Origin of the sequence: Pajaroellobacter abortibovis, assembly GCF_001931505.1 — a bacterium.
In the GTDB taxonomy this organism is placed as follows: Bacteria; Myxococcota_A; Polyangia; order Polyangiales; family Polyangiaceae; genus Pajaroellobacter; species Pajaroellobacter abortibovis.
Window position 1 is genome coordinate 738,752 of the sequence record NZ_CP016908.1, and the last position, 24,387, is coordinate 763,138.

Annotated in this window: 15 protein-coding genes; 9 read left to right on the forward strand and 6 right to left on the reverse strand. The window is 47.4% G+C overall.

What is annotated here, in order from left to right; all coding sequences use genetic code 11:
• Positions 1–714 precede the first annotated feature (714 nt).
• Together acnA and BCY86_RS03750 are read left to right on the forward strand one after the other, a co-directional pair.
• The gene (gene acnA / locus BCY86_RS03745; RefSeq protein ID WP_075276520.1) at positions 715–3,483 is read left to right on the forward strand and encodes an aconitate hydratase AcnA; all 2,769 of its coding nucleotides are present in this window, start codon (positions 715–717) and stop codon (positions 3,481–3,483) included.
• A gap of 105 nt (positions 3,484–3,588) precedes the next feature.
• Positions 3,589–4,917 carry a dicarboxylate/amino acid:cation symporter gene (locus BCY86_RS03750; protein ID WP_075276521.1) on the forward strand — a complete coding sequence of 443 codons (1,329 nt, stop codon included), beginning with the start codon at positions 3,589–3,591 and terminating at the stop codon, positions 4,915–4,917.
• Positions 4,918–6,322: 1,405 nt separating this feature from the next.
• Here the strand turns inward: BCY86_RS03750 and BCY86_RS03760 are convergent.
• Positions 6,323–7,528 (reverse strand): tetratricopeptide repeat protein, encoded by a 1,206-nt coding sequence (locus tag BCY86_RS03760; RefSeq protein WP_075276523.1) that lies wholly within the window; start codon positions 7,526–7,528, stop codon positions 6,323–6,325.
• A gap of 125 nt (positions 7,529–7,653) precedes the next feature.
• Between BCY86_RS03760 and BCY86_RS03765 the strand changes: the two genes are divergently transcribed.
• Both BCY86_RS03765 and pdxA read left to right on the forward strand, forming a co-directional pair.
• Positions 7,654–9,105 carry a TldD/PmbA family protein gene (locus tag BCY86_RS03765; RefSeq protein WP_245776263.1) on the forward strand — a complete coding sequence of 484 codons (1,452 nt, stop codon included), beginning with the start codon at positions 7,654–7,656 and terminating at the stop codon, positions 9,103–9,105.
• Between the two features lie 12 nt (positions 9,106–9,117).
• Positions 9,118–10,131 carry a 4-hydroxythreonine-4-phosphate dehydrogenase PdxA gene (gene pdxA / locus BCY86_RS03770; RefSeq protein WP_075276524.1) on the forward strand — a complete coding sequence of 338 codons (1,014 nt, stop codon included), beginning with the start codon at positions 9,118–9,120 and terminating at the stop codon, positions 10,129–10,131.
• 1,483 nt (positions 10,132–11,614) lie between these two features.
• Here the strand turns inward: pdxA and BCY86_RS09705 are convergent.
• Both BCY86_RS09705 and BCY86_RS03790 read right to left on the reverse strand, forming a co-directional pair.
• Complete coding sequence (locus BCY86_RS09705) at positions 11,615–11,839, reverse strand: hypothetical protein (RefSeq protein WP_156865047.1); 225 nt, start codon at positions 11,837–11,839, stop codon at positions 11,615–11,617.
• 502 nt (positions 11,840–12,341) lie between these two features.
• Positions 12,342–13,094: a uracil-DNA glycosylase gene (locus BCY86_RS03790; RefSeq protein ID WP_245776264.1), complete on the reverse strand. Its 753-nt coding sequence runs from the start codon at positions 13,092–13,094 to the stop codon at positions 12,342–12,344.
• A 479-nt stretch (positions 13,095–13,573) separates the two neighbouring features.
• On the opposite strand from BCY86_RS03790, the gene BCY86_RS09710 reads away from it, so the two are divergent.
• Positions 13,574–13,738 carry a hypothetical protein gene (locus BCY86_RS09710; protein WP_156865048.1) on the forward strand — a complete coding sequence of 55 codons (165 nt, stop codon included), beginning with the start codon at positions 13,574–13,576 and terminating at the stop codon, positions 13,736–13,738.
• A 136-nt stretch (positions 13,739–13,874) separates the two neighbouring features.
• Positions 13,875–14,231, forward strand: a complete 357-nt coding sequence (locus BCY86_RS03800; protein ID WP_156865049.1) for a hypothetical protein — start codon at positions 13,875–13,877, stop codon at positions 14,229–14,231.
• 137 nt (positions 14,232–14,368) lie between these two features.
• Here the strand turns inward: BCY86_RS03800 and BCY86_RS03805 are convergent, their stop codons facing one another.
• The 3 genes from BCY86_RS03805 to BCY86_RS03815 all read right to left on the reverse strand — a co-directional run bounded on the left by BCY86_RS03805 (position 14,369) and on the right by BCY86_RS03815 (position 16,401).
• Complete coding sequence (locus tag BCY86_RS03805; RefSeq protein WP_156865050.1) at positions 14,369–15,235, reverse strand: energy transducer TonB; 867 nt, start codon at positions 15,233–15,235, stop codon at positions 14,369–14,371.
• Complete coding sequence (locus BCY86_RS03810; protein WP_075276531.1) at positions 15,225–15,659, reverse strand: ExbD/TolR family protein; 435 nt, start codon at positions 15,657–15,659, stop codon at positions 15,225–15,227. The genes BCY86_RS03805 and BCY86_RS03810 overlap by 11 nt, the downstream gene beginning before the upstream one ends.
• Positions 15,660–15,720: 61 nt before the next feature.
• The gene (locus BCY86_RS03815) at positions 15,721–16,401 is read right to left on the reverse strand and encodes a MotA/TolQ/ExbB proton channel family protein (RefSeq protein ID WP_075276532.1); all 681 of its coding nucleotides are present in this window, start codon (positions 16,399–16,401) and stop codon (positions 15,721–15,723) included.
• Positions 16,402–16,833: 432 nt separating this feature from the next.
• Between BCY86_RS03815 and BCY86_RS03820 the strand changes: the two genes are divergently transcribed.
• Genes BCY86_RS03820 through BCY86_RS03830 form a run of 3 tightly spaced genes read left to right on the forward strand, consistent with a single transcriptional unit; the run spans position 16,834 to position 23,770 of the window.
• Positions 16,834–20,445, forward strand: coding sequence for a BadF/BadG/BcrA/BcrD ATPase family protein (locus BCY86_RS03820; RefSeq protein ID WP_075276533.1), 3,612 nt, complete (start codon positions 16,834–16,836; stop codon positions 20,443–20,445).
• A 22-nt stretch (positions 20,446–20,467) separates the two neighbouring features.
• Positions 20,468–22,330 (forward strand): 2-hydroxyglutaryl-CoA dehydratase, encoded by a 1,863-nt coding sequence (locus BCY86_RS03825; protein ID WP_075276534.1) that lies wholly within the window; start codon positions 20,468–20,470, stop codon positions 22,328–22,330.
• Between the two features lie 24 nt (positions 22,331–22,354).
• Positions 22,355–23,770 (forward strand): CCA tRNA nucleotidyltransferase, encoded by a 1,416-nt coding sequence (locus BCY86_RS03830; RefSeq protein WP_156865051.1) that lies wholly within the window; start codon positions 22,355–22,357, stop codon positions 23,768–23,770.
• The last annotated feature ends 617 nt before the right edge of the window (positions 23,771–24,387 follow it).

Sequence of the window (24,387 nt, forward strand, 5' to 3'; positions counted from 1 at the left end):
GCCTAGTCATTCTTACGGGCATTAAAAAAAAGCCCAGGCTTTTCCAAGCCCTGACCGTTTCTCTTATAAGGTAAGAAAAATTAGTTTTAAGTAAGTGAAAAGGAAAGGAAATAATGAAAAAAAGAAAAATTAAGCGAGAAATGAACCAATTGATTGGTTTAATTCAACATACATGAAGCAAGAAGTGGGCCAGCTTGCTTTTTTTAGCTAGATGGGTGTGTCCAGGGGTAGTTTGCTGACTTTCTTCAGTCATTAACTATGACAAATGAGTCAAAGATATGATCAAAAAGTCATATGATTGGTTGGTGGGGTTTATCCCTACGCATTGATACTGCAGTTTGATGCCTAGTTTGATAAATAGAAATAGAGAATAAGGTGGGGATTTTTCTTACATGTAAGACAAAAAAGACTCCTTTAGAAAAGCACTGCGATAGAATTATGATTGGATAAAATGCAATGTTTTCGTGAGATGAGTCGGTAATGGTAGCGATTCTTTTTCATATCGTGGTAACAGGGATGCCCAGTGTTTTCTCTATTTCTTAATGATTGTTAGTATTTTATATAGAGGTGTGGACAAGGCTTCCCATGTGTTTCTTTTTTTCATTCAAATATGTTTAATTAAGTTTCGGGGGAGAAAAGGATGAGCGAGAGCGATACAGAGGGTGGTAAGTCTCTGTGTTGGTGAACCGATTCGAAAAAAGAGAGGAAAGGAAGATGTCAGCGAATAGTCTAGGAAGTGAAAGTGTCCTTCATGTGGGAGAAGAGACTTATGCGATTTACAGGCTTTCCTCTGTTGAAAAGCTTTATCCAGACATTCAGCGGCTCCCTTTTTCTCTTAAAATCCTTCTTGAAAATTTGTTGCGTATGGAGGATGGGTTGGCTGTGACACCTGCTCATATTGAATCTGTTGCGCGATGGAGTCCTTATTCAGAGCCTCATGTTGAAGTGGCGTTTACTCCAAGCCGTGTCATCTTACAGGATTTCAGTGGTGTTCCTGTTCTTGTCGATCTGGCAGCCATGCGCACTGCGATGCACAAGATGGGGGGTGACCCTACGCGTATCAATCCAATACAACCTGCAGAGTTGATTGTTGATCACTCAGTGCAGGTCGATGATTTTGGCACATCTGAGTCCTTTCAAATAAATTCTGAACTGGAGTTCAGGCGCAATCAGGAGCGGTATCATTTCTTGAAATGGGGGCAGCTCGCTTTCCAGAACTTTCAGGTTGTTCCCCCTGGTATGGGGATTGTCCATCAAGTGAATTTGGAACATCTTGCTCGGGTTGTTTTTACAAAACATAGGGTGGGGACAATCCCTTTTGCCTACCCTGACACCCTGCTTGGTACAGATTCTCATACCACGATGATCAATGGACTGGGGATCTTGGGGTGGGGAGTTGGAGGGATTGAAGCAGAAGCTGCCATGTTGGGGCAACCTGTGTCCATGTTACTTCCTCAGGTCGTTGGCGTGAAGCTGACAGGCTCCCTCCCTCTTGGGACCACGGCGACAGATCTCGTCCTGACGTTGACCCAAAAGCTCCGTCAGAAAGGGGTAGTGGGTAAGTTTATTGAATTTTTTGGGGAAGGTCTTTCTTCTTTGTCTGTAGCCGATCGGGCCACTGTTGCGAATATGGCGCCTGAGTATGGGGCGACCTGTGGTCTGTTCCCGATCGATCAAGAAACGCTCCGGTATCTCGAATTTTCTGGACGCCCTCCACAGCTGGTGCGGTTAGTGGAAGCTTATTCGAAAGAACAAGGCCTCTTCCAGACAAAGCACACATCTCCAGTTGTTTATTCAGATGTGTTTGAGTTGGAACTGGGTGCGGTGGAAGCTAGCCTTGCAGGGCCTACCCGTCCTCAGGATAGGGTTCCTCTTGGTGAAGTCGCTCGTTCGTTTACCTATTTCATGAGGGATCTGTCGCAACGTTCAAAAGCGTCTGCTTCTGTACAACCGGTCCCTCCCCCAAAGCAAGAAGTTCGCTCTCTTATTCGAGATGAGGGCCAACCTTCACAGGAGCCAATCCTCAAACTCCCAGATGGGGCTGTAGTGATTGCAGCGATTACGAGCTGTACGAATACTTCAAATCCTTCTGTTATGATAGGGGCTGGCATCTTAGCGAAGAAAGCTGTGGAGCGGGGGTTGCGGACGAAGCCATGGGTGAAGACAAGCCTTGCGCCAGGGTCTCAGGTTGTGACGAATTATTTGAATGCGATGGGGCTTACTCCTGCTCTTGAAAAGCTCGGATTCTATTTAGTGGGGTATGGTTGTACCACTTGTATAGGTAATAGTGGACCTCTCAGTTTAGGTGTTTCTCGATGCATTCATGAACAGGATAGCGTGGTGGCTGCCGTGCTGAGTGGAAACCGGAATTTTGAAGGGAGAATCCATCCGGAGGTCCGTCTTAATTATTTGGCTTCCCCGCCTCTTGTAGTGGCTTATGCTCTAGCTGGAAGAGTCGATCTCGATCTGACGCAGGAGCCGATTGGTAAGGATGAACAAGGCAAAGCAGTTTTCCTGAAAGAGATCTGGCCAACACCAGAGGAAATTGAACATCATATCCGTCAAGGATTCCATTCCTCCAGTTTTAAAAAGGTATATGCACATGTGATTGAAGGGGATCAGCGCTGGAATGAATTGTCCATTCCTTCGGGAGATCTTTTTGAATGGAACGGAAGCTCTACATATGTAAGACATCCCCCTTATTTTGCAAAGATGAGTGCTGATCCGGATCCTGTTCGTTCTATCCAGGGGGCACGCGTCTTGGTCGTCCTCGGGGATTGTATTACCACGGATCACATTTCTCCCGCAGGCTCCATTAAATCAACTAGTCCAGCAGGCAGATACCTCCAGCAACAGGGAGTGGAGCCACAGGACTTTAATTCCTACGGCTCTCGGCGAGGAAATCACGAAGTGATGGTCCGAGGTACTTTCGCAAACGTGAGGTTGCGCAATCAGTTGGTTCCTGGAGTTGAGGGAGGGATGACTCGTTATCTCCCTACAGGAGAAGTCCTTTCCATCTATGATGCAGCGATGCGCTATGCAGAAACCAGTACTCCCCTTCTGATCATTGCTGGCAAAGAATATGGATCGGGTTCTTCACGGGATTGGGCTGCAAAGGGTCCTCATTTGCTGGGAGTGCGGTTTGTCATTGCAGAGAGCTATGAGCGGATCCATCGGAGCAATCTAGTTGGAATGGGGATTCTTCCGCTCCAATTTAAGGCGGGTGAAAACTTTTCTTCATTAGACTTGACAGGAGAGGAATTGTACAGTGTGGATGGTCTTAAGGAAGTGTTGGATGGTGCTTCCTCCCATGGACGTCAAGTGATCATCAGAGCACGTAGGGAAGGAGTGGGAAATGAGGTGCGTGAATTCCAGGTTGATGTTCGTATTGATACACCTCAGGAAATCCTTTACTACAAGCACGGAGGCATTTTGCTCTATGCCCTTCGCCAGCTGCTTGCTCGCGACTCCGTCCGTTCATGAGTAAGCACCCTCTCCTTTTTCCTCTGCTGAGGAATGAATCCGATCGACTCTATTCGATCGACTGGGCAACCATTCCATGATAATTATAGCTTAAAGGAAAGACAAGTGGCAAACTCTTTATCAACCCGCTGGTATCGATCGAGTGGAAATTTAATTCTGATTGGGCTCTTCCTTGGGATTGTATTGGGAGGCTCATTCCCGAAAGATTCCTATCCCATACTTTTTGATTGCTTCTTCTTCTGCTCCAAGATTTTCTTGAGTCTCATTAAAGGTCTGATTGTCCCTCTTCTCATTTCGACGATTATTGTCGGAATTGCTCAGACGGGGGATGTGAAGGCGGTGGGGCGTATGGGGGCCAAAGCGCTTCTTTATTTTGAAATTGTCACTTCAATCGCTCTGGTGATTGGACTCGTGATCGGTAATTTATTGAAGCCTGGGGAGGGGCTTCCGATCGATCTGAATGCACGAGTTGGCATGTCTGCTTCACGTCCCCTTTCGGGTTGGGAGATTGTGATGCATGCGTTCCCTTCGAACCTTGTCAAACATGCTGCAGACGGAGATATTCTGCCAGTTGTTGTTTTTGCCACACTGTTTGGTATTGCCCTGACAAAAGTAGGAGAACGCGGACGTCCCGTCCTGGTGTTCTTCCGAGGCGTTGCCCAAATTATGTTTAAGTATACGGACATCATCATGAAACTTACCCCTATTGGTGTGTTTGGCGCGATGGCGTCCAGTGTTAGCAGTATGGCTGCAGGACACTTAGAAGATGGGGTTTTGATTAAGGGGTGGTCAGCTGTTTCCCAACTTCTGGGGTGCTATGCGTTGCTAGTGGGGAGCCTTTACTTCTCTTTGGCGGCTCTTGTAATCATTGTATTTATTCCTATCCTCTTCCTTATTAAAGTTCCTGTGCGTTCATTTTTTCGAGTTATCCGTGAGCCTGCGCTGACCGCTTTTTCTACAGCGAGCAGCGAAACGGCGCTCCCCAAATTGCTTGAAGAAATTGTTCGGTTTGGAGTGCCATCTAGAGTAGCTGGCTTTGTCATTCCAACAGGGTATTCCTTTAATCTGGATGGGTCTACGCTCTACTTGGTATTGGCTACGTTGACTATTGCCCAAGCCGCTCATGTCAACATGACAATCACACAGCAGATCATGATCATGCTGACTTTCGTATTAACTTCGAAAGGAGTAGCAGGTATTCCGAGAGCGACACTGGTGATCATTGCGGCGACATGCGATAGCTTCCATCTTCCTGGGGAGGCTGGCGTAGCCATGCTCCTTGCAGTGGATGGGGTTATGGACATGGCGCGCGCTGCGACCAACGTGATTGGAAACGCCCTAGCCTCTGTCGTCGTTGCACGATGGGAAGGAGTGTTAGGTGTAGAACAACGGCCTATTGACACTGAAGAGATGACCCCTGGAATTCACCTGTAGTAGCCTCATACCTTCATCAAAACTGATATCATCAGCTCATAACATTTGCGAGCTTGTGGATTCTTTTTGCCTTCAGTCGTCTTTAAAACTATTTCTAGTTTATTTCTCTTCTAAACTTTTCCCTTTATTTTAATCCACCATTTTTTCTTCGGTGATGACATATAAATCAGGATAGGTGGGAAAATGAGTTGTAAGTAGCTTGTTCGAGCGATGTGTAGCTGGATCCATTGACAGAAAGTGACTCTTATCTGTGTCTATCTGTCTATTCTGGCTGGAAGCAAGGCATATGTGGTATACAGAAAATATTGGTGTATAATTGCACGATTGCCGATGATGAAAGTGAGGCTAAAATTGGTGAGATCTATGATGTAGCATCCTATTATTATTTTTGACCTAAATACCTAAATTTGTTTTTAAAATATCATTAAATTTAAAATATCCATTGGAAGAATGGAGTCTAGGATTAACAAGCATTATGAGGTAAAAAGTGGAGATAAAAAACAGATTTTCTTATCTTGTTCTTCTAAAAATGAAGATGATTGAGATTAATGCTCCACAAGTGAGGATTGTCAAAGGTGTTAATAGAGGAAAAAGTATATGGAAGGAAGGCCTACTTAGGTATGAATCTTGGATTAATTACTATACGTTACGTTTTAAGAAAACGAGCCATTGAGAAAACAATTTAAGCATTCTTTTTTTTGAACTGGCTTATATGATCAGTAAAACATGATTTTTATATATATGCGGTAATATAATTATTCAGAAAGAAGATGGAAAAGTGTGTTTTAAATTTATGAGTTGGAGGGAAATTATGATCATCATTGGGCAGTTGGAGTTGATCAATTGATGCGTTTGGCGCATGATGGTTTTTATTGGCCTATTCTTAATCATATTGCAAGTTGGAAGGGAAATACGTGAGAAAAAAGATGCTCCATGAATCAGAGGTGATAAGGATAAATGGATATTATCTGTGTATTATTGAGGAAATCAATTCTTATAAAGAAATTAATAGATATTATCGAAAAAAATAGAAGATAAACTTTTGTGTCTTCTTGAGCTTGAGAAAGATCCAAATAAGATAAAATGAATTTGTGGCAGAAAATTAAAAAATAAAAGTATTGAGTGTGCTTTGCGACCCGAATCAGGTCAAGTAATTTGGGAAATGTATAATCTAAGAAAATCTGTTGTTTGTCCTGGGAATTGAGGTTTATTCATTTGATCAAAGAGAAGGATTTGATTATTGAATTTAATGAACAAATGGAACTTTTAGAAGTTCATTTTTAATTTTTTTTAGATTAAATAAAGAAAAGGTAGTTCTTTCTATGATATGAATAGATTAATGTAGGAAGATTTCCTGTGCCTTTAGAGTGATTCTCCCGCATGATTTAATATTACAGATAAGAACTTAGTTTTGGGTAGTCTCGATTTCATGGAGGCGCTCGAGGAGGAGGGGGTGGTTAGGCCACTGGAGAAACGAGCTGTCGGCAAGGTCTTTTGCTTCCTTGAGTAAGCCTGAAGCGATCAGAGAATCCAGCTGATCAAGCGTTTCTTCGATTTTAAAGTAGGGTTGTGTGGAGGAGGGAAGGGGAATGGGTAGTGGGGTTTGGGTTTTCGGAGGTTTGGAGGAGACAGAGACGGAAGGAATGGGGGGAGGAGAGGGGACTTGTGCTTTGGATGCTTGAGAAGTTCCATCGAGGTTGCTGATCAAGCGTTGGACATTTTGGTCGTGTGGGGCTTGTTGCTTGAGGTTGGCGAGGAGAGCTTGATGGAGCTCATCATTTTTTTGTTCCTGAGCGATTCGAACCATTTCTTTTTGTACGGCGAGCGCTTTTTCGTTGTGACCGATGCGATCAAAAGCTTCCACCAACAATTGCAAGGCTGGAAGGTCAGAGGGGTAAGCTTGTAAGCAAATTTGGAGTTTGAAGATCGCAAGCAGGGTATCGTCTTGCCTTCCTCTTGCGAGGTAGAGGGAAGCGGCTGTGCGGGCGTAGAAGGGCTCTGGTTTATAAAGAAGGAGGCGTTCGATGACCTGGAGCGCTTCTTCTTGTTGGCCTGCCTCCAGAAAGAGAGAGGTTGCTTGAGCGAGATGCCCCACGATTTCATCCACTTTGTTCAGCGGATGAAGCGCTTCGGCAAGTCTAAGATGAGAGAAAGGATTCGAAGGGTCCAACGCGGCGAGTTCTCGATAAAAAGGTAACGCTTTTTCTATTTTCTGATCATTCGTCCAGTAATTGGCAAGTTCCTGAAGAAAATGGATGGCTTCCTTCGTTTGCCCTGTTTGTCGGTACAACCTCGCAAGAGCAGAGCACACATGAAGATATTGCTCCTTCTCTTGGGGTAGGTACTTTGTAATTATTTGACTCATTTGTTGGTAAACTGCAATCGCTTTAGGTATTATACCTTCAGATACGTACAATTGTCCTGCTCGAGCATAGAGCGATAGAGCGTGAGCATAATGACCCAATTTGATATGAAGATCGCCCAGCTTGAGGAGGATATAGGTATCCTCCGGGGTCTCCTGGAGGAGCTTTTGGTATTCTAGAGTCGCTTTTTCATATTTTTGATTAGCTACAAATGCCTTGGCTTGTTTTAATGTTCTTGCGCGGTCCATTTGCACGCGTCCTGAAAAGGAAGGATCTCTGTATAGTCTAGGATGAATGAAAATGAAGCGAATCTTCTTGGTAGATTGAGAACGATCTCGACGTTCAAGAGAATTCGATGTAGTTTCCGGTGATCATGATAACTCACTCTATATTGTACAAAGCCCCTTTTTCTCAAGGGGGTGATTATGCCATTGATGAGGTCCTCGCTCAGCGGTTAATTCAAATTGCTCTCTCGAAAGGGGGCGACTACGCTGATCTTTTCTTTGAGTACCGTGTAGCAGGTAGCTTTGTATTTGATGAGTGTTTTCTTAAAAATTTATCTCGCGGAGTATCGATGGGGCTTGGTGTCCGTGTACTTCAAGGGGATGCAACGGGGTACGCTTATGTGGAACGATTCGATTGGAAAGCAATGGTTGGAGCCGCTCAGACGGCCGCTCAGATCGCTTCAGGAGGCGGAAGGCAAGCTGCTTTTCATTTCCATCGAGGGGATGAAATGCCCACCCGCTATTCGCTTTCACAGGTGACGCTCGATAGCAGCACTGCTGAAAAACGCAAGTTGCTTGAGCAAGCCGCAGCTGGCGCTCATGCCTTCGATCGACGTGTTATTAAGGCAGAAGTCAGCCTCGCTGAGGAGTTGAGAGAAATTTTAGTTTTTACGTCAGATGGAAAGAAAGTCGAGGACACGCAGCCTCTCGTTCGCTTTGGTCTTCGGGTAGTTGCGGAAGATCGAGGCAAGAGGCAAGAGGCCTCTTCAGGGGGTGGAGGACGCATCAACCTCGATTATTTCTCAGTGAAAACTCCTCAGGCTTATGCGGAAGAGGCTGTCAAGCAAGCGATTGTGATGCTGGATGCTCGCGAGGCTCCTGCTGGTCAGATGGAAGTGGTCCTTGCTCCAGGAGATAGCGGGATCCTCCTCCATGAAGCGATAGGACACGGGCTGGAAGCTGACTTCAACCGAAAGGGCACAAGCAACTATTCAGGCCAAATGGGGCAGCAGGTGGCTAGTCCTCTCTGTACGGTAGTTGATGATGCGACATTTGCTCAGACCAGGGGAAGTCTCAATGTGGATGATGAAGGGAATACCCCTCATCGGACCGTGTTGATCCGAGATGGTCAATTGGTCAATTATTTACATGACCGGATCAGTGCAGCTTATTTTAACGTCCAAGCGAGTGGCCATGGACGGCGGGAAAGCTTCGCTTCCGTCCCTCTCCCCAGGATGACAAATACAATTCTGGAGCCAGGGCCCCATGATCCTGAGGAGATCATTCGAAGCGTTAAAAGAGGGGTATACGCTAAAAAATTCGGTGGGGGGCAAGTGGATATCACCAATGGGGATTTCGTTTTCTCCTTGACCGAAAGCTATTTAGTGGAGGACGGAAAGATCACAGTCCCTCTCAAGGGGGTTAACTTGATCGGAAACGGGCCTGAAGTCTTGCGGAAAGTCACCATGCTTGGTCATGATTTCAAGTTGTCTGACGGGATTTGGACATGCGGTAAGGATGGACAGAGCGTTCCTGTCGGATTAGGATGTCCTACTGTCAAAATTTCTTCAATTACAGTAGGGGGAACTCAGATTGGGTGAGTTTGTGAAGAGATGGACAGAGCGCGGCTAGCTATCAGTATCGGATGCCCTTGTGGTATTGGGCCAGAGGTTAGCCTTCTTGCGGCTTTTAAACGACCATTTCCATCTCTCCTGGTTGGCGATGAGTTTGTCCTTAGGCGTACCGCCTCTCTGTACCCGATCGATTCCGCACGACTCATTCGTGTACAGTCTCCCGAGGAGGCGTGGGCACTCCAAGAAGGGACTCATGCCGTTTTCCAGCCTACCTCTTCACTCGAGTGGAACGAATGCGAGCCAGGAGTCCCTTCTTCTGCTGCAGGTGCTGCTCAGCTAACTTGGATTGATACTGCGTGCGATCTGGTTGCTCAGGGGGTGGCTGACGCTCTCGTGACAGGGCCTGTAAGTAAGTATTGGATCGCCTCCTCTCAAAAAAGGGGGGATCTATTCCGAGGCCATACGGAGTATCTCAAGCAGCGACTAGGGGCCCTCGATGTGGTGATGGCCTTTTGGACGGAGCGGTTGGTTACAGCGCTGGTCACGACTCATCTGCCATTGATAGACGTGCCTCGCGCGGTCACTTCTGAGCAAGTGGAACGCACGATCTATTACCTTGGACTCTTTTTGGCTTGCCTCCATGAGGATCGCACCATGGGACGGATCGCTGTGTCTGGATTGAATCCACACGCAGGTGAGGACGGACTGCTGGGGCATGGCGAAGAACAGCGGATTCGGGAAGGTATCCATGCTGCGTGCATCCGTTTAGAGGAAGCTCAGATCCGTGGGGAAGTAATCGGTCCTATCCCTTCGGAAGTAGCTTTCCGACTGGCAGTGCAAGGGGATTATAGCGGGGTCGTCGCGATGTATCACGATCAAGCGACAATTCCCTTGAAATTGGTCAATTTTGGAGAGGCTGTCAATGTTTCTTTAGGCCTTCCTATCATACGGACCAGCGTTGATCACGGAACTGCCTACGACCGAGCAGGCAAGGGGTCAGCAGACCCCCGTGGGATGGTCCTGGCCATGCACCTCGCTGAACAGCTGGTCTAGATCGTCTGGATAGCTCCCTTTGTATGGTGTGATCAATCTATCCTTGGATAACGACCTGCTTATCCAAGAGCGTTATCCTTCGCCGTAGACTTAAAAGCTCCTCCATGCTCTTGGGGATCGAATCATGCGTTGAGAATTCATTTCGAGATATACATTTTGAATTTTAAAATAAATGAATCCGATAAACATTGTCGTGAGTTGATTTTTAAATCAATTTTCAATGTTTTTTGCATGATTTGATTGATGCATATCTTTTTTTTAATTCCACTGTAAGTGTGGGGGTGTCTCTTTCTGTGCGTCAGCATTTGCTGAATTAAAATAAAAGACTATATTTTTAGATCTAAAAATAATATGGATTAGATAGGATGATGAAACAAAAAAGTCTCTTGCAAGGATTTATTTTAAAATTCAACATGTACATCTCGAACAGACTATTTTTAGCTCTCTTATAGGGAGGAGGTCCGTTTTAACAAGATCTTCTGTATTGTTTTGCTTATTGTTGGCAGTTTGTTCTTCTTTATCTGGAGATGAATTGAAAGTGAATTCGATTACGGGTGGCAATGTAGCCCTTCTCTTGGTAGTCTTGCTTCTTCCACCGTGTGCTTGCACTGTATCGAAGATGGGAAAAAAAGGCAACGTCTCCTGCATACATGCACGGCCGTCTATATGTGGCGCTACGTTGTAGTCACAGCGGATCACTGCCTCTCCAGTGTTTAAGATGAGCAAGCCTGTTGATCCAAAAGATAGGACTCATAACTTCATTAAAATCTCAATCAAGGGAAATCGAGCTCGCTGACATTTACATGGACATGGGGGTTGGTGGAATAGAGGCTGCGCTCATAGAAAATATGTTCTATATCCCTTCCAATGAGTTTGTAACGCGTGATTCGACCCTCAAGAACATGGGTGAGGTTATTAAATCTACGGCATATGACATGGCAATTCTTTAGCTCAGGGATCCTCTGAATGATCGGATAGAGTTGCCATCCTCGACTACACTTTGCCGAAGGACGAGGTATCAAGGGGGAAACCTGACAGTTAACAACACAACTGCTCGATCTCTATAGAGTTGCTACCTATATAAAGCCTACTAGTGATGGTGCTGACTATGGTGCTACGTTTACAATATTCGAGCATACCACAATCCAGAATCAGCTGCTTTTACGCATCATACAGCGCGAGCGCTTCTCGAGAACTCCTGAAGTCTCCGAATTTTGGTACAACCGACACTCCGTCTAAAAAGCTCCCTCCACAGACCAATCCAGGGGACAGTGGGGGATCCATGTACAATTAGGATAGCCCTCAATGCAATATTTTGATTGGAGTGCTGTCAGGCGAAATCTCAATTTAAATTTAAATGGGGTGAAGGAAACGTATGATGCTTTTGTCCCTGTTTCTTTTAGTGCATCGTTTATTCAAGCAGAGCTCGAAGATGTTTCGAACAATATGTGCAGGGGGGTAGGACGTGCTAGTAATCCCCATCTCAAGAGAAGTATGAAAGCACTACTCCGGTAGGAGCAGGACAGGGGCAAGACGGAGGTACAGCCCCCCACCCGAGCTCCAAACCGACAGCAGATGGAGGTACTTCTGTGAATCCGAGTCCGCAAGTTAGCCCAAATCTAGCTAGGAAGAGCAGCGGTTGCTCCATCGGAGGGGAGTTGTCCAGCTTGAGTGCCTTGGGGAATACGGGACTTTTTCTCTTCTTCATTGCAGCCCCCGGTGTGCTAAACAGAAAAAGCTTCGGATGAAAAGGTGTTTTATGATTGATCAATCGGTCACGTATGTTTTGCTTATCGATTTGGTAAGAGAGTGCGGGTAGCTTCAGAAAGTTGTGCGATGGTTTGGTTCCACTGGGCCAGGAATGCAAAATAGGTACTGCGGTAGCTTATTCAAAATGTGAAAATCGCAATGAGAGAGATTGAAACAACCTAAACAATACGTGCAGTGGGAGCAATCGATGCACTGGATAGGGTAGGAGCTCTGATAGCATTGCGTGCTCGGGAGTGGATACATTCGGCGCAGTCGATGCATTTTTGGCAGTATTGGTTTTGGATCACTCGTGTACAAGACTGACAAAAAGTACAAAAGGTGCAAGATTCACAGTGTGTGCAATCCAAGCATGCTATATTGGAGGAAGGAGGAGAAGCAGAGGCGTTCAGTTCGAGAAATGCTTGCTCAAAGCCCGGAGGTCTATAGGAAATACCTAAAGATCAGCATTGAGGTTTTTTAGGAAGGGGCAATTTCAGTTCTTTCATGACGGCTTGCAGATCTTCCCATGCCTGTTTTTTGGCTTCTTTTTGTTGTTCACTGGGGCGCATAAGATATGAGGGGTGGTAGGTGGGCATGACTAAGATCGATCCTTTGTATAGTTTCCACTGACCTCGTATCTTCGTGATGCCTACTTTTGTTCCTAAAAGAGCAGCTACGGCGGTGTTCCCTAGCGCTACGATCACTTTGGGAGAAACGTGAGCAATCTGCTCATTCAGATAAGGGACGCACGCGTCTATTTCTTCTGAGGTGGGACGTCGGTTGTTGGGGGGACGGCATTTAATGATATTGCAGATGTAGACATCGCGTGCTGAGTCAAGACCCATCGCTTGGATCATTTTGTCGAGCAGTTGCCCTGCGCGACCTACAAAGGGAAGCCCTTGCTTATCTTCATCGGCGCCGGGTGCTTCTCCTATGAAACATAGGGAAGCTTTTGGATTCCCACGTGCGAAGACAGTATGTTTGCGAGTAGGAGCCAAGCCACATCGCGTACAACGGCTGACTTCTTCCTCAATCACTTTTAGAGAGCGATTGGAAGTAGAAGGGGAAGGAAGCGGATCGTCCGTTGATAGGGGCAAAGTCATTTGAGGATTTGGGTGGAATCCGAGGGCACCTGAGTCGCGATAAACATCGAGCCATGCTCGAAGAGAAGTGCTCAGATCGAGGATCTCTTCTTTCGGGGCATTTCCTGTCACGTTTTTTCCCCTTTCAAAATACCTAATCAATGTAAAAGGGATTCTATCTGCTTGCAAGGAAATAGCAGGATGCTACAAATTCATACGCAGAGGCATTTCCTAGACCTTTTTTCTTGATAGAAGAAAGGTGAAGCTTATGTTCCATTGCCGTGCTTGTTTCACAAGTCCATGAATCCATCTTGGATACCTTCGGGACCCATCCTAATTCTGTCCTGGAACTCCTCCAAGAACAAGGGTATAGTGCATCCATCCTACGCCTTCGTGCAAATCGAAGGCAATGAGCTAAGTTACTCTACCGCTTTCCAGTTCCAGGCTGATTTGGTCCTCGCTCTCCACAATCCACACAGACACCCCCAGCTATGGTGATCGAAGCACAAACTCACCTGGATAAACGAAAACAATAGACTTGGCCTGCTTATCTGAGCAACCAGGTTGCTCACTTCGAATGCCCCGCATGCCTCCTTGTCGTTACCCCCCAGGTGGCTCTAGCACAAGGGTGTATCCGTCTGGCCCAACAGAGTCAGTCCGATTGGAAGCGATCGTCGTACATTATTGCTCTTGACCATATCCCTTTAGAGGCTCTCTCAGGGGGAGCGATTGGCAAGGCCGGAGCGATTGATCCTCAAAGCGAGGATTGGATGTAATTATGACGGAGCGCTGTATTGTTGTGTGCAAGCTTGTCAAATCCTTGAATAGGCCGAGCCTGAGGAATTGTCTTCTTATCTCAAGGCGTTGTATTTAGCGTTACAAGCCAAGTGGAAAGAGGAGTTTAAAAACGAAATGCTTGCGACTTCATACAATTCCGTTTTCAAAACGGCGCTCGCTCAACAGCTTATCATTGAAGGGGAAGCAAGAGGAACCGCGGAGGAAAAGGGGGGGTGCGTGCCATTCTCAAAATGCTGCGGGCGCGAAGGTTTCAGAGGACAAAAGCTGTGCAGGAATGGGTGTCGGCATGCTATGACTTGGATTAGCTTGATCGGTGGGTCACTCGCGCTGCAACTGTCACTAGTCTCTGCAATTGCTTTGAGGCAGAAGATGATCCGTGTCGGAGCAATGAAACTGTTACATGGAGGGAGGGATGAAAATGATGTCACATGGGAAAAATATTTGTCTTTGCTTATGGCTCTGTTTTTTTGAAATAATAAGGCATAAAAAGAGGCGTTCCATCCTTTCGTCCTGGTTCCATCCTGGGATCTCTTTTAAAGATCCATTAGGGGTATTCTTCCCCTGTCTTCTTGCAAGTCGAACGCAATAAGATGAACGATCCAGCATAGCTATTCGCGTTCGAAGTGGATATAGAAGGGAGGGGTCTGACTTCGAATCGGGATCCCGTCGCGATTGAGAGCGGGAATGAATTTATGCTGCATTACGCATGATTTGGCCTCTTCAGCAAATCCATAGCCTGGATCGGAAAGGATCTCTACGCGTTCGGGAAGTCCATTGGTCTGTACAGTGACCCTGACTTTGACGATCGCTTCGTCAATGTGAGCGAGTTCTGCCTCAAAGGGCCATGGACAGTTCCAGTCTTTAGTTTCAGCAATTGTGGCAGGTCGAGAGCGGTTCACCTGCCTCTCTTCTTCCTTTCCGTTCGCTCCCCCTTGTGCATTCGCTTGGTAGACGGCACCTGAACTGGTCCCTAGCGTGTGGGTAGTACCTCCCGCAAAATTTTCGTTGTTTCCAGTGACGAATGTATGGGTGAGGTCGACAACCTCTTCTTCCTGATGTTTAGCTTCTAGCAATGCACCTGCTTGTGTAGCAGCAGGGCGCTCTTCAGTGGGAAAAGGAGAGGGTGTAGAAGGTGGGGGGGAGATAGTAGGAGGATGAACCAGAGGCGAGGATGGGGATGGAATGGATAGGGGATTCGCCTTGGCTTCTTCTTCCAGAGGGGGGGAGATTGGAATTAAATCCAAATCGTCCGTGAGAAAATAAGAAGTATCTTTCTGTATTCTGTGAAACCAATGCAGAAATTCAGAAGAATCGAATAGAGTGAAGCAGAATATACCAGCGATATGCGAGGTCAGAGCGAGCAGGATCCCTTTGCTAAATCTTCTGGAATCGGGCTTGCCCAATTGCAAGACAGAACTGAGGGGATCTGCACACAGGGTGAGGGGCATGGGAGGTGTGTTTAGATTACTTTCCATCCTTCGGGGCGACTGGGGGGACAGGGGATACACCAAAAGCAACTTTTGTAATCCCCGCTTGTTTGAGAAGATCTAAAATATGGATCACGCGGCCGTGAGTCACAGCGTTGTCTGCTTTAATGATTGCTCGCAGATCGGAGGATTGGGCTCGGGCTGTTTGGGCGAGGGTGAAAATTGAATCATCCGATGGGATCGGCTTCGAATTGACAAGAACGGATCCGGTAGCAGGGATAATGATATTGAAAGTCATTTGCAATTCAGTTCCCGAAGCAGCCTTGGGCAGATCAAGAGGGACCGATTGAGACACGATCATTTTTGCAGTAACCATGAAAATAACCAAAAGAACAAGTGTGATATCGACCAATGGGGTTACGTTAATCCCATTGATACCCTCTTCCCCTTCTTGAGAACCGTTGCCTGCCATTTATGGATTGAACCTCCCTAAGTTTGTCAATTCAAAATTCGTTTCGTGAGGTTGACTTGCATCAGCCCGATGTCTGAAGAGGCAATGAAGGAGACTCATCCGCCTTCTTGAGGTGGGTGAGCAACACTCGACCGAGCGCTTCCGTATTGGCTACTGTGGTGCGTACAAGGCGTTGAAACAGGTTGAATGCAGCTACAGCAGGGATAGCGACAACCAAACCGACTGCTGTTGCGACGAGTGCCTCTGCAATATTGGTCATCACTGCTGAAGGTGCTAGCGGCCCTGCGTTGTTGCTGGCTTCTGCACTTACTTTCCCTAGCTCTTCAAAGGCTCCTATAATCCCGATCACTGTGCCGAGGAGGCCGATGAAGGGAGCGTTGTTGCCAAGCGTTCCGAGAAACGCGAGCCGGCGTTCAAGCCTGAGGCGTTGCAGAGTACCTGCTCCTGCCATCGCTTCTTCCGCTGCGTAAGCCCCTCGATCGATTTCCGAAAACCCTGCCATGACGACAGCAGCTTCCGCGCTTTGTGAAGCTTCAAGGCGTCTTTTTGCTCCTTCAATATCTCCACTGTGCAGGAGGCGTGTGAGGTCTGTCATCAGCATTTCAATATCGTCTCGCAACGACCAAAAAAGCCATGCCCGCTCAAGAATGATCGCTAGGGAGATAACACTAAGGACAAACATAAGCCACAGCACCCACGTCGCGCCTGCTCCCACCAAACCGTTTTTAAGATGTTCAATCATACCAACTCTACAACTACACTTTCTTTCTTTTCGTCAATCAATCTATGTTAAAAATTAAGGGGCCGCAAAGAAATTTTGAAGCGGAATTCTAAGGCAATAAGAGAATGAAATCATCGACAAACCGCTTCTCCAGCACTGTAAAGGAGGCTGAATGACAGCGTCCATTTTAACACTGGAGAAGAGAATCGATCGGATGCTGAGGCAGGCAGCAGTCTTCAGACGTTGGTTCCCCTTTTGCATGGTGAAAGTGGTGCTATCAAGGGCTTGTGTTATGGAAATAGATTCTATAAACTAATACGCCTTAAAAGTAAAACCTTGCTGAGTTGGGTTTCTTTGGTTGCTTGGGAATGCATGAATGACTGATATGATGAGAAGCCAGGGGCTTTCGTTATCACAAGAGAGGGTGAGAGGTAGTTGGTCTTGGAGGCAACGATGAAAGTAGCGGCAAAGGAGCTTGCCATTGGGGTGGATGTCGGGAGCACGACTGTTAAGGTTGTTGTGATTGATCCTGACACCAAAGAGATTCTGTGGTCTGACTACCAGCGACATCACACCAAGCAGCCTGAGTATGTGTTGGATATGCTTAAAACGATTCAAAAGGCGTTTACCAATGGTTCTTCCCCTGCATTTCGCATCTTTATGACGGGGTCTGGAGCGGGCCCTCTCTGCGATCCACTCGGTGGAAAATTCGTCCAAGAAGTCAATGCGGTGACGCTTGCCGTGGAGCATCTGCATCCTGATGTCGGTTCAGTGATCGAATTGGGTGGTCAGGATGCCAAGATCATTATGTTCAAAACCGATGAACATGGTCAGAAGACAGCGCTTGCTTCGATGAATGACAAATGCGCTTCGGGTACAGGAGCTACCATTGATAAGTGTTTTCTCAAGGTCAATGCCCTTGCTGACATGGTGACCCGTTTACATTTTGATCCGACGAAACTACATCATGTAGCGGCTAAATGCGGTGTCTTTGCGGAGACTGACATCGTGAATTTGATCAAGAGTGGTATCCCTGCGGAGGAAGTCCTCTGTTCTCTTGCAGACGCGATCGTCATGCAGAACTTGAGCGTCTTGACCCGTGGGGGAACCCTGAAGCATCGCGTTCTCCTGCTGGGGGGGCCGAATACCTACTTGCCTTTTCTCCAAGAATGTTGGCGCCTCCGTATTCCCCAGACGTGGCAGGAGCGCAGTTATGCGTATCCGCAGGATATTCCACTCGAGGAATTGATCTTTGTTCCTCAGAACAGTCAGTATTATGCAGCTTTTGGAGCCGTGATGTATGGGCTCTGCGAAGAAAGAGATGTAGGGCTCTTGTGTGGGCTGGAGAGGTTGGAAGAATACATCACGCACGGGAGAAAAGCGCGACTGGGAGAATCTGCGGGTCCACCTCTTTCTTACAGTCATGATGCGCTTGAGGAATTCAAACGGCTTTACACAATCCCTCCTTTTGTCCCTGCAGCTTTTACTAAGGGGGAAGAAGTGTGTGGTTATTTGGGACTCGATGGAGGATCTACTTCGTCGAAAGCGGTTCTCTTGGATGAAAAAGGGGATATTTTAGTCAAAGCGTACCAGCTATCCAAAGGGAACCCCTTGCAAGACACCAAAGAGCTGCTCGCTCAGATCAGAGACCATGTGGAAGGGAAGTACCAAGCTCAGTTGAACATCCTCGGGTTTGGAGCGACGGGGTATGCGGCGGATATCCTTCAGGAGACGCTCTGTACCGACGTCAATATTGTCGAAACAGTTGCCCACATGATCAGTGCTGTCCACTTTTTTGGGGATATTGATGTGATATGCGATATCGGTGGACAAGACATCAAAGTTCTCTTCATGAAGAATGGAGAGATCCATAACTTTCGTCTCTCGAATAGCTGCTCGGCGGGCAATGGGATGCTTCTTCAGGCGACAAGTGATTCGTTTGGCGTGCCCGTCACGGAATATGCTCAAACTGCATTTCAAGCGGAGCTCTCTCCCAAATTTTCCTACGGGTGCGCTGTATTTTTAGACACCGATCGCGTTAATTTTCAGAAAGAGGGGTTTTCTAAGGAGGAGCTGCTCGCAGGTCTCGCCCACGTGCTCCCCAAGAATGTGTGGCAGTATGTAGTACAAATCCCTCGTCTCGCTTCATTAGGACGTCGGTTTGTTTTACAAGGGGGGACTCAGTACAATTTGGCAGCGGTCAAAGCGCAAGTAGATTACATCAAAGAGCGTGTTCCTGATGCGGAGGTGTATGTCCATCCGCATACAGGGGAAGCGGGTGCCATTGGTGCCGCGAAAGAGGCGATGCGCGTCGTCAAGAGGCGCGGGTGGTCCACCTTTGTGGGGTTGGATACCGCAATCCACCTCGCGTACACAACTAAAAATGATGCAGAAACAGTGTGTCACTTCTGCCCTAACGAGTGCAAGCGCACCTTCATTGATGCCAAACGACCGGATGGTTCCGTAAGTCGCTACATTGCAGGATTTTCTTGCGAAAAGGGGACTGTCGAATCCAAAGAAGCGATGCTCGCGTTGGTCAAAGAGCAGAAGAAAATAGCGGACCAATATCCCAATTGTGTGGATTACGAATCAAAGAAGGCGTTCATGCATTTTTATGATCCGCTCCCTCTCCCCTCTGCGGAGACGCTGATCGACGACATCGAAGTGCGACGAGGGCTTTTCGGAATTCGCCGCATTGCGTTGAAGCGCAAGTTTTGCCGGTCCTCCGAAGAGAGTGCGCGATCCCGTAAGAAAATTCGGATAGGGATCCCGCGTGCTCTCAATATTTATTCGACCGCCCCTTGGTTCCGCACATATTTTGAGACGATCGGAATTGCCAAGCAGCATATCGTTTTCAGTGATCACACTACGGAAGAAATGTGGATGGAAGGGGGGAAGTATGGGTCAATCGATCCGTGTTACCCTTCTAAGGTTGTTCAGGCGCATGTGCATTCTTTGTTGTTTCACAAGCACACGAGGGAAAAACCACTTCATTACATCTTCTTTCCCGTTTTGACCCACGTCAACAATTTCGTAGTGGACACGATGGACAACGCTTCCTGCCCGATTGTGGCAGGTGCACCCAATGTGATTAAGGCTGCTTTCACCAAAGAGATCGACTTTTTCGCTCAGCGTCAGATCGAATACCTCGATCCCGCGCTTTCCTTTGAAGAGCCCACGTTGCTTGCCAGGCGTATGTTTGAAACCTTTGGTTCTCGGTTAGGTATTACGGAAGATGAAAATGACCACGCATGCCAAGAAGCGTGGAAGGCGTTGGATCTCTTCGAGAAAGACTTGCAGGGTAAAGGGAAGGCGATTCTCGAAACAGTGGAGGCAGAGGATCGCGTAGCGATTCTGATGATCGGGCGTCCCTATCATTCTGATCCAGGGCTCAATCATGGTATTCCGGAGCAATTTCAGGCGCTCGGATATCCCATTCTCAGTGTTCGCTCGATTCCCAAAGACAGGGCTTTTCTTGATCGATACTTCAAGCAGGAGTTATTAGAAGGGGAGATCCAATCCCCATTGGAATTAAATCACGTGTGGCCTGAGAATTATTCGGTCAACAGCGCCCAAAAAGTGTGGGCTACCTATTTTGCTGCGCACCATCCGAATGTGGTCCTCTTGGATCTCTCTTCCTTTAAATGCGGCCACGATGCTCCTACGTATGGATTGATCGATTCCATTGTCAGTGCAGCCAAGACCCCCTATGCAGCTCTCCACGATATCGACGCGAATAAGCCAGGCGGATCAATCAAAATCCGGGTCAAGACTTATGTGTATACGTTGAAGCTGTATGAGGAGCGGTTACAGGATCTGCGGAGGAGAAAGGGGGAGCTTCACGATGCGATCCGTGCCAAGCGTGAAGAGCTCTTAAGGATGCGTCAAGAACAGAAGAAATTTGAGCAATCCCCCGATCCACAACGTTATATGCAATTGGAGGCGTTGCGGATTAAATTGGCTTTGTACAAAGAGTCCTTGAACCAACGCGAGGACGATGCTTCTGGGGGAATCATTAAGTTGGGAAAAAAGACGGCTTGGGGGGTCGTTCGGATTCAGGCATAACGCAAACGGAGGTTATATAGGTATGGAGACAGAGCTACTGAATGGGAATTCACGCAAGCGAGTCCTTCCTTTCTTGCAAATGAGCGATATCGAGGCGGAGCTCAAGGATTTTGAATCCGAGGAGCGGAAGCGCCTTGGGATCGAGGAGAAGGTAGTCGATCATTGGGTCGAAAAGATGGCGAACCTCACGTTCACCAAGTCGGAGCGATCGACTATCACCCTTCTTGTTGGGGGTCTTACAATGGCGCATGACTACTTCGTGGAAGGGGGGCTCCGCGGTGTGGGGTATCGTGTGCAGATGCTCGACATGCCTGATACAGCTGCTCTTCAATATGGAAGGGAATTCGGGAACCGAGGACAGTGTAATCCCACTTATTTTACAGTGGGTAATCTCGTGAAGTTTCTCTGCACATTGCGGGATAAACGTCACATTAAGACCGAAGACATCATTAAGAATTATGTGTTCTTGACAGCTGGGGCTTGTGGTCCTTGTCGGTTTGGGATGTACGTGACAGAATATAGAAAAGCACTTCGCGATGCAGGATTTGATGGTTTTCGTGTGGTGATCTTTCAGCAGACAGGGGGTCTTAAACAAGCGACGGGGGAAGCATCAGGGCTTGAGCTGAATCCTACTTTTTTTAGCGCTATTGTTAAAGCTCTTTTGGTTGGAGATATCATCAATGCCCTTGGATACAGGATTCGCCCGTACGAAATTCACTCGGGAGATACCGATAAAGCGATTGAAAAAGCGAAGGCGATCGTCTACCAGGCGATGGTGAAACGAAAGTCTGTGCTGCGAGCATTATGGAAGAGCCGTTTGTTGTTTTCCTCCATCCCGGTAGATCGCACGCGTGTTAAGCCTAAGGTGAGCATCATCGGTGAATTTTGGGCGATGACCACCGAAGGGGATGGGAACTATCAGCTCCAGCGCTTTCTTGAATCTGAAGGGGCGGAAGCGGATATTCAGTTGGTGACCGCATGGCTCCTCTACATGGTGTGGGAAGCCCAACACGATACAGAAGAACGGAAGCACCTGCGAGGATCGGATAGAAGCAAGTACGGGTTGGGAGAGCTCACGAACGACCCATTTGGAATTGCCAAAAAACTCTACGCTCTTCATGGGGCTGATTACGCGATCCGCATTCTCTTTCAGATTTTCGCTCATGTGGGTGGTCTTCATGGGTACAAGCTTCCTAATATGAAGGAGATCGCTGAGATTTCGCATCAGTATTACGACAATGACATTCGGGGAGGAGAAGGGCATATGGAAGTGGGGAAACTGATCATGAATGTGACCAAGTCCAAATCTCATATGACTCTGAGTGTGAAACCGTTTGGCTGTATGCCGAGTGCAGGGGTTTCAGACGGTGTTCAATCTGCGATTATAGAGAAATTCCCGGGTACGATTTTTTGCCCTGTTGAAACGAGCGGCGATGGGCGGGTGAATTTCTATTCTCGCATTCAGATGTATCTCTTCAAAGCGAGGCAGGCTGCTGTCGAAGAGTACGATCGAGCGCTTGCAAAAGAGGGGATTAGTAAAGACCAGATTAGACAGTTTTTGGAGAAGAAACAGCGCTATGCGAGTCCGCTCTACAAGGCCCCTCATGTGTATGCGGGGAGCAGTGCGGATCTCGTGGCCAAAGTGGCTCCTCTTCTCACCCAGTCAAGGTGGCAGCGAACGAAAAGGTGGGTGCGTACAGTCAGAGGCACTTCTGCTCGTCTCATGGAGAATTCACCTCGCAAGGTTTGGAATTGGCTCAATCATGCCTATCGGTCAATTCCGGAGGTAGCGGGTTGGGTGAGGGAGGATGTGATGATGATGAAGGAGTACTATCAGGATTGGCGAGGACGTAAGAAAACTGCGCATCAGGTCAGCGCTGGTTGAGAAAAGGAGGTTTGGGAAGAGACGATGCGTGCAGAACAAAGGCGTGAGCAGATGCAATATCGGATCAATCTTCCCTTTTTGATGACTTTGATCCCTCGGGGGGTGTTTGCAGTGAGCCAGCGGCTTCAGGCTCATGGAAAGCGGAGCTGGCTCGTGGGGGGGTGCGTTCGCGATCTCCTTCTCGGTCGTCATGGATGCGATTGGGATTTTGCGACCGATGCGGTGCCCGATGATGTAATGCGGATCTTCTCTCATGTAATCCCAACCGGGATTCGACATGGGACTGTAACAGTGATTCATGGAAAAGAACATTATGAAGTTACTACCTTGCGTGGTGAGGCTCCCTACACCGATGGACGCAGACCTGATTTTGTCTATTTTGTTTCTGATTTAGAAGCGGATCTCGCACGGCGTGATTTTACCATCAATGCAATCGCGCTTGATCTTTTACAAGAGCGTTTGATCGATCCCTTTGGGGGGCTCAGCGATCTCAAACGAGGTCTATTGAAGGCAGTGGGGAATCCACTTGCCCGATTTTGCGAGGATGGATTGCGAATTCTGAGAGCAGCTCGCTTTGTCGCTACGCTTTCTGTGGAGTTGGATCCTGCTACGGAGCTGGCGATGGATAAGGCGTTGGATACTTACCGGAAAGTATCTCAAGAAAGGGTGCGGGGTGAGTGGTTGAAGACGATGAAGGCAGCTTCCCCTTCCCGGGCCTTTGAGGTGATGCGGAAGGCTGGAATTTTACAGGTTACCTGTCCAGAGCTATTGGAAGGGGTAGGGTTTGCTCAGAATCGTTATCATGCCTACGATGTGTGGCGCCATAACCTGGAATGCATGGATCGCTGCCGGGGGGATCCGATTTTGCGGGTTGCAGCATTGATGCATGATATCGGAAAGCCCCGCACTCGTGGCTGGAGTGAGAAACATCAGGATTATACATTTTACAATCACGATCAGGTGGGTGCAGAAATGGTGGGGCGGATCTGTCGGCGGCTCCGTTTTTCCAATGAAGAGCAGCAGCGTATCGCTCATTTGGTTCGCTGCCATATGTTCTATTATACGCCGGAGTGGACGGATGCAGCGGTAAGGCGCTGGGTCAAACGGGTGGGGCCTGAGCATATGGAGAGCTTTTACACGTTGCATGAAGCAGATGTGCTCTCTAAAGGGAAGGAGACTGCTGATGGATTGGAATCGTTGGCGGGTCTCAAGGCGCATGTGAATCGGGTCCTCGCTCAAGGGGCGACCTTTTCTACCCGTGACCTCGCTGTGAATGGAGGCGAACTTATTAAAGAGTTAGGGCTACAACCTGGCCCTCTGGTGGGGCAGCTTCTCCGATCATTGCTGGAAGAAGTCCTAATCGACTCATCTGTAAACTGTCGGCAGGCTCTTTTAGAACGCGCACGTGCGCTTTTGCGCTCTTCTATCTCTTCAACTTAATCTTGAAGACAGGAGAATCCCAGATATTCTCCTTGTTGAGGGTAGGGGTAAGCACTGGAGGAGTAGGCTTGTACTTGTGAGGGAAAGGTAGAGATTGTGTGGGTTGAATGCCCTTGTTTCTTGTTGTAGAAGTCAGATGGGATAAGTGTGTAAGAAAAATCGAAAGGCTCATTTGTATTTTGAACAAAAGGAAATACAAGTGGATAAAGAAAAAAATTAGCTTTCTTTCTTTTGTTTTTTTCCTTTCTTCAGATGGGGAGTCGACCATAACTGAATGAAATTGAACAATTGATGAAAGTAAGAGGAGGAGGAAGAGATAACACGATTAAATTGAGTACAGGATTGAGTGAGCTTTTGTAGTGGTAGGAACAGAGAGTGTTCTTATCGGCGTTGAAGCAGAAGTTCGATAAGGTATTTGTAGGCTAAGGGTAGCGGAGAGAGGGGCGAGCGTAGTAAGATTGTGCTTTGCTGTCTTTTTGGGGAGGGGTGTTTTGTTTTATCAGATGTTCCATCATGCCTTTTAGCTGAGGAGATTAAAGAATAGAAAAAGAGGTGAAGGAGGATTCCATCGTCATATGTGGAACTATTATGGAATAGGTTTGAGTTTGTGTGTGATG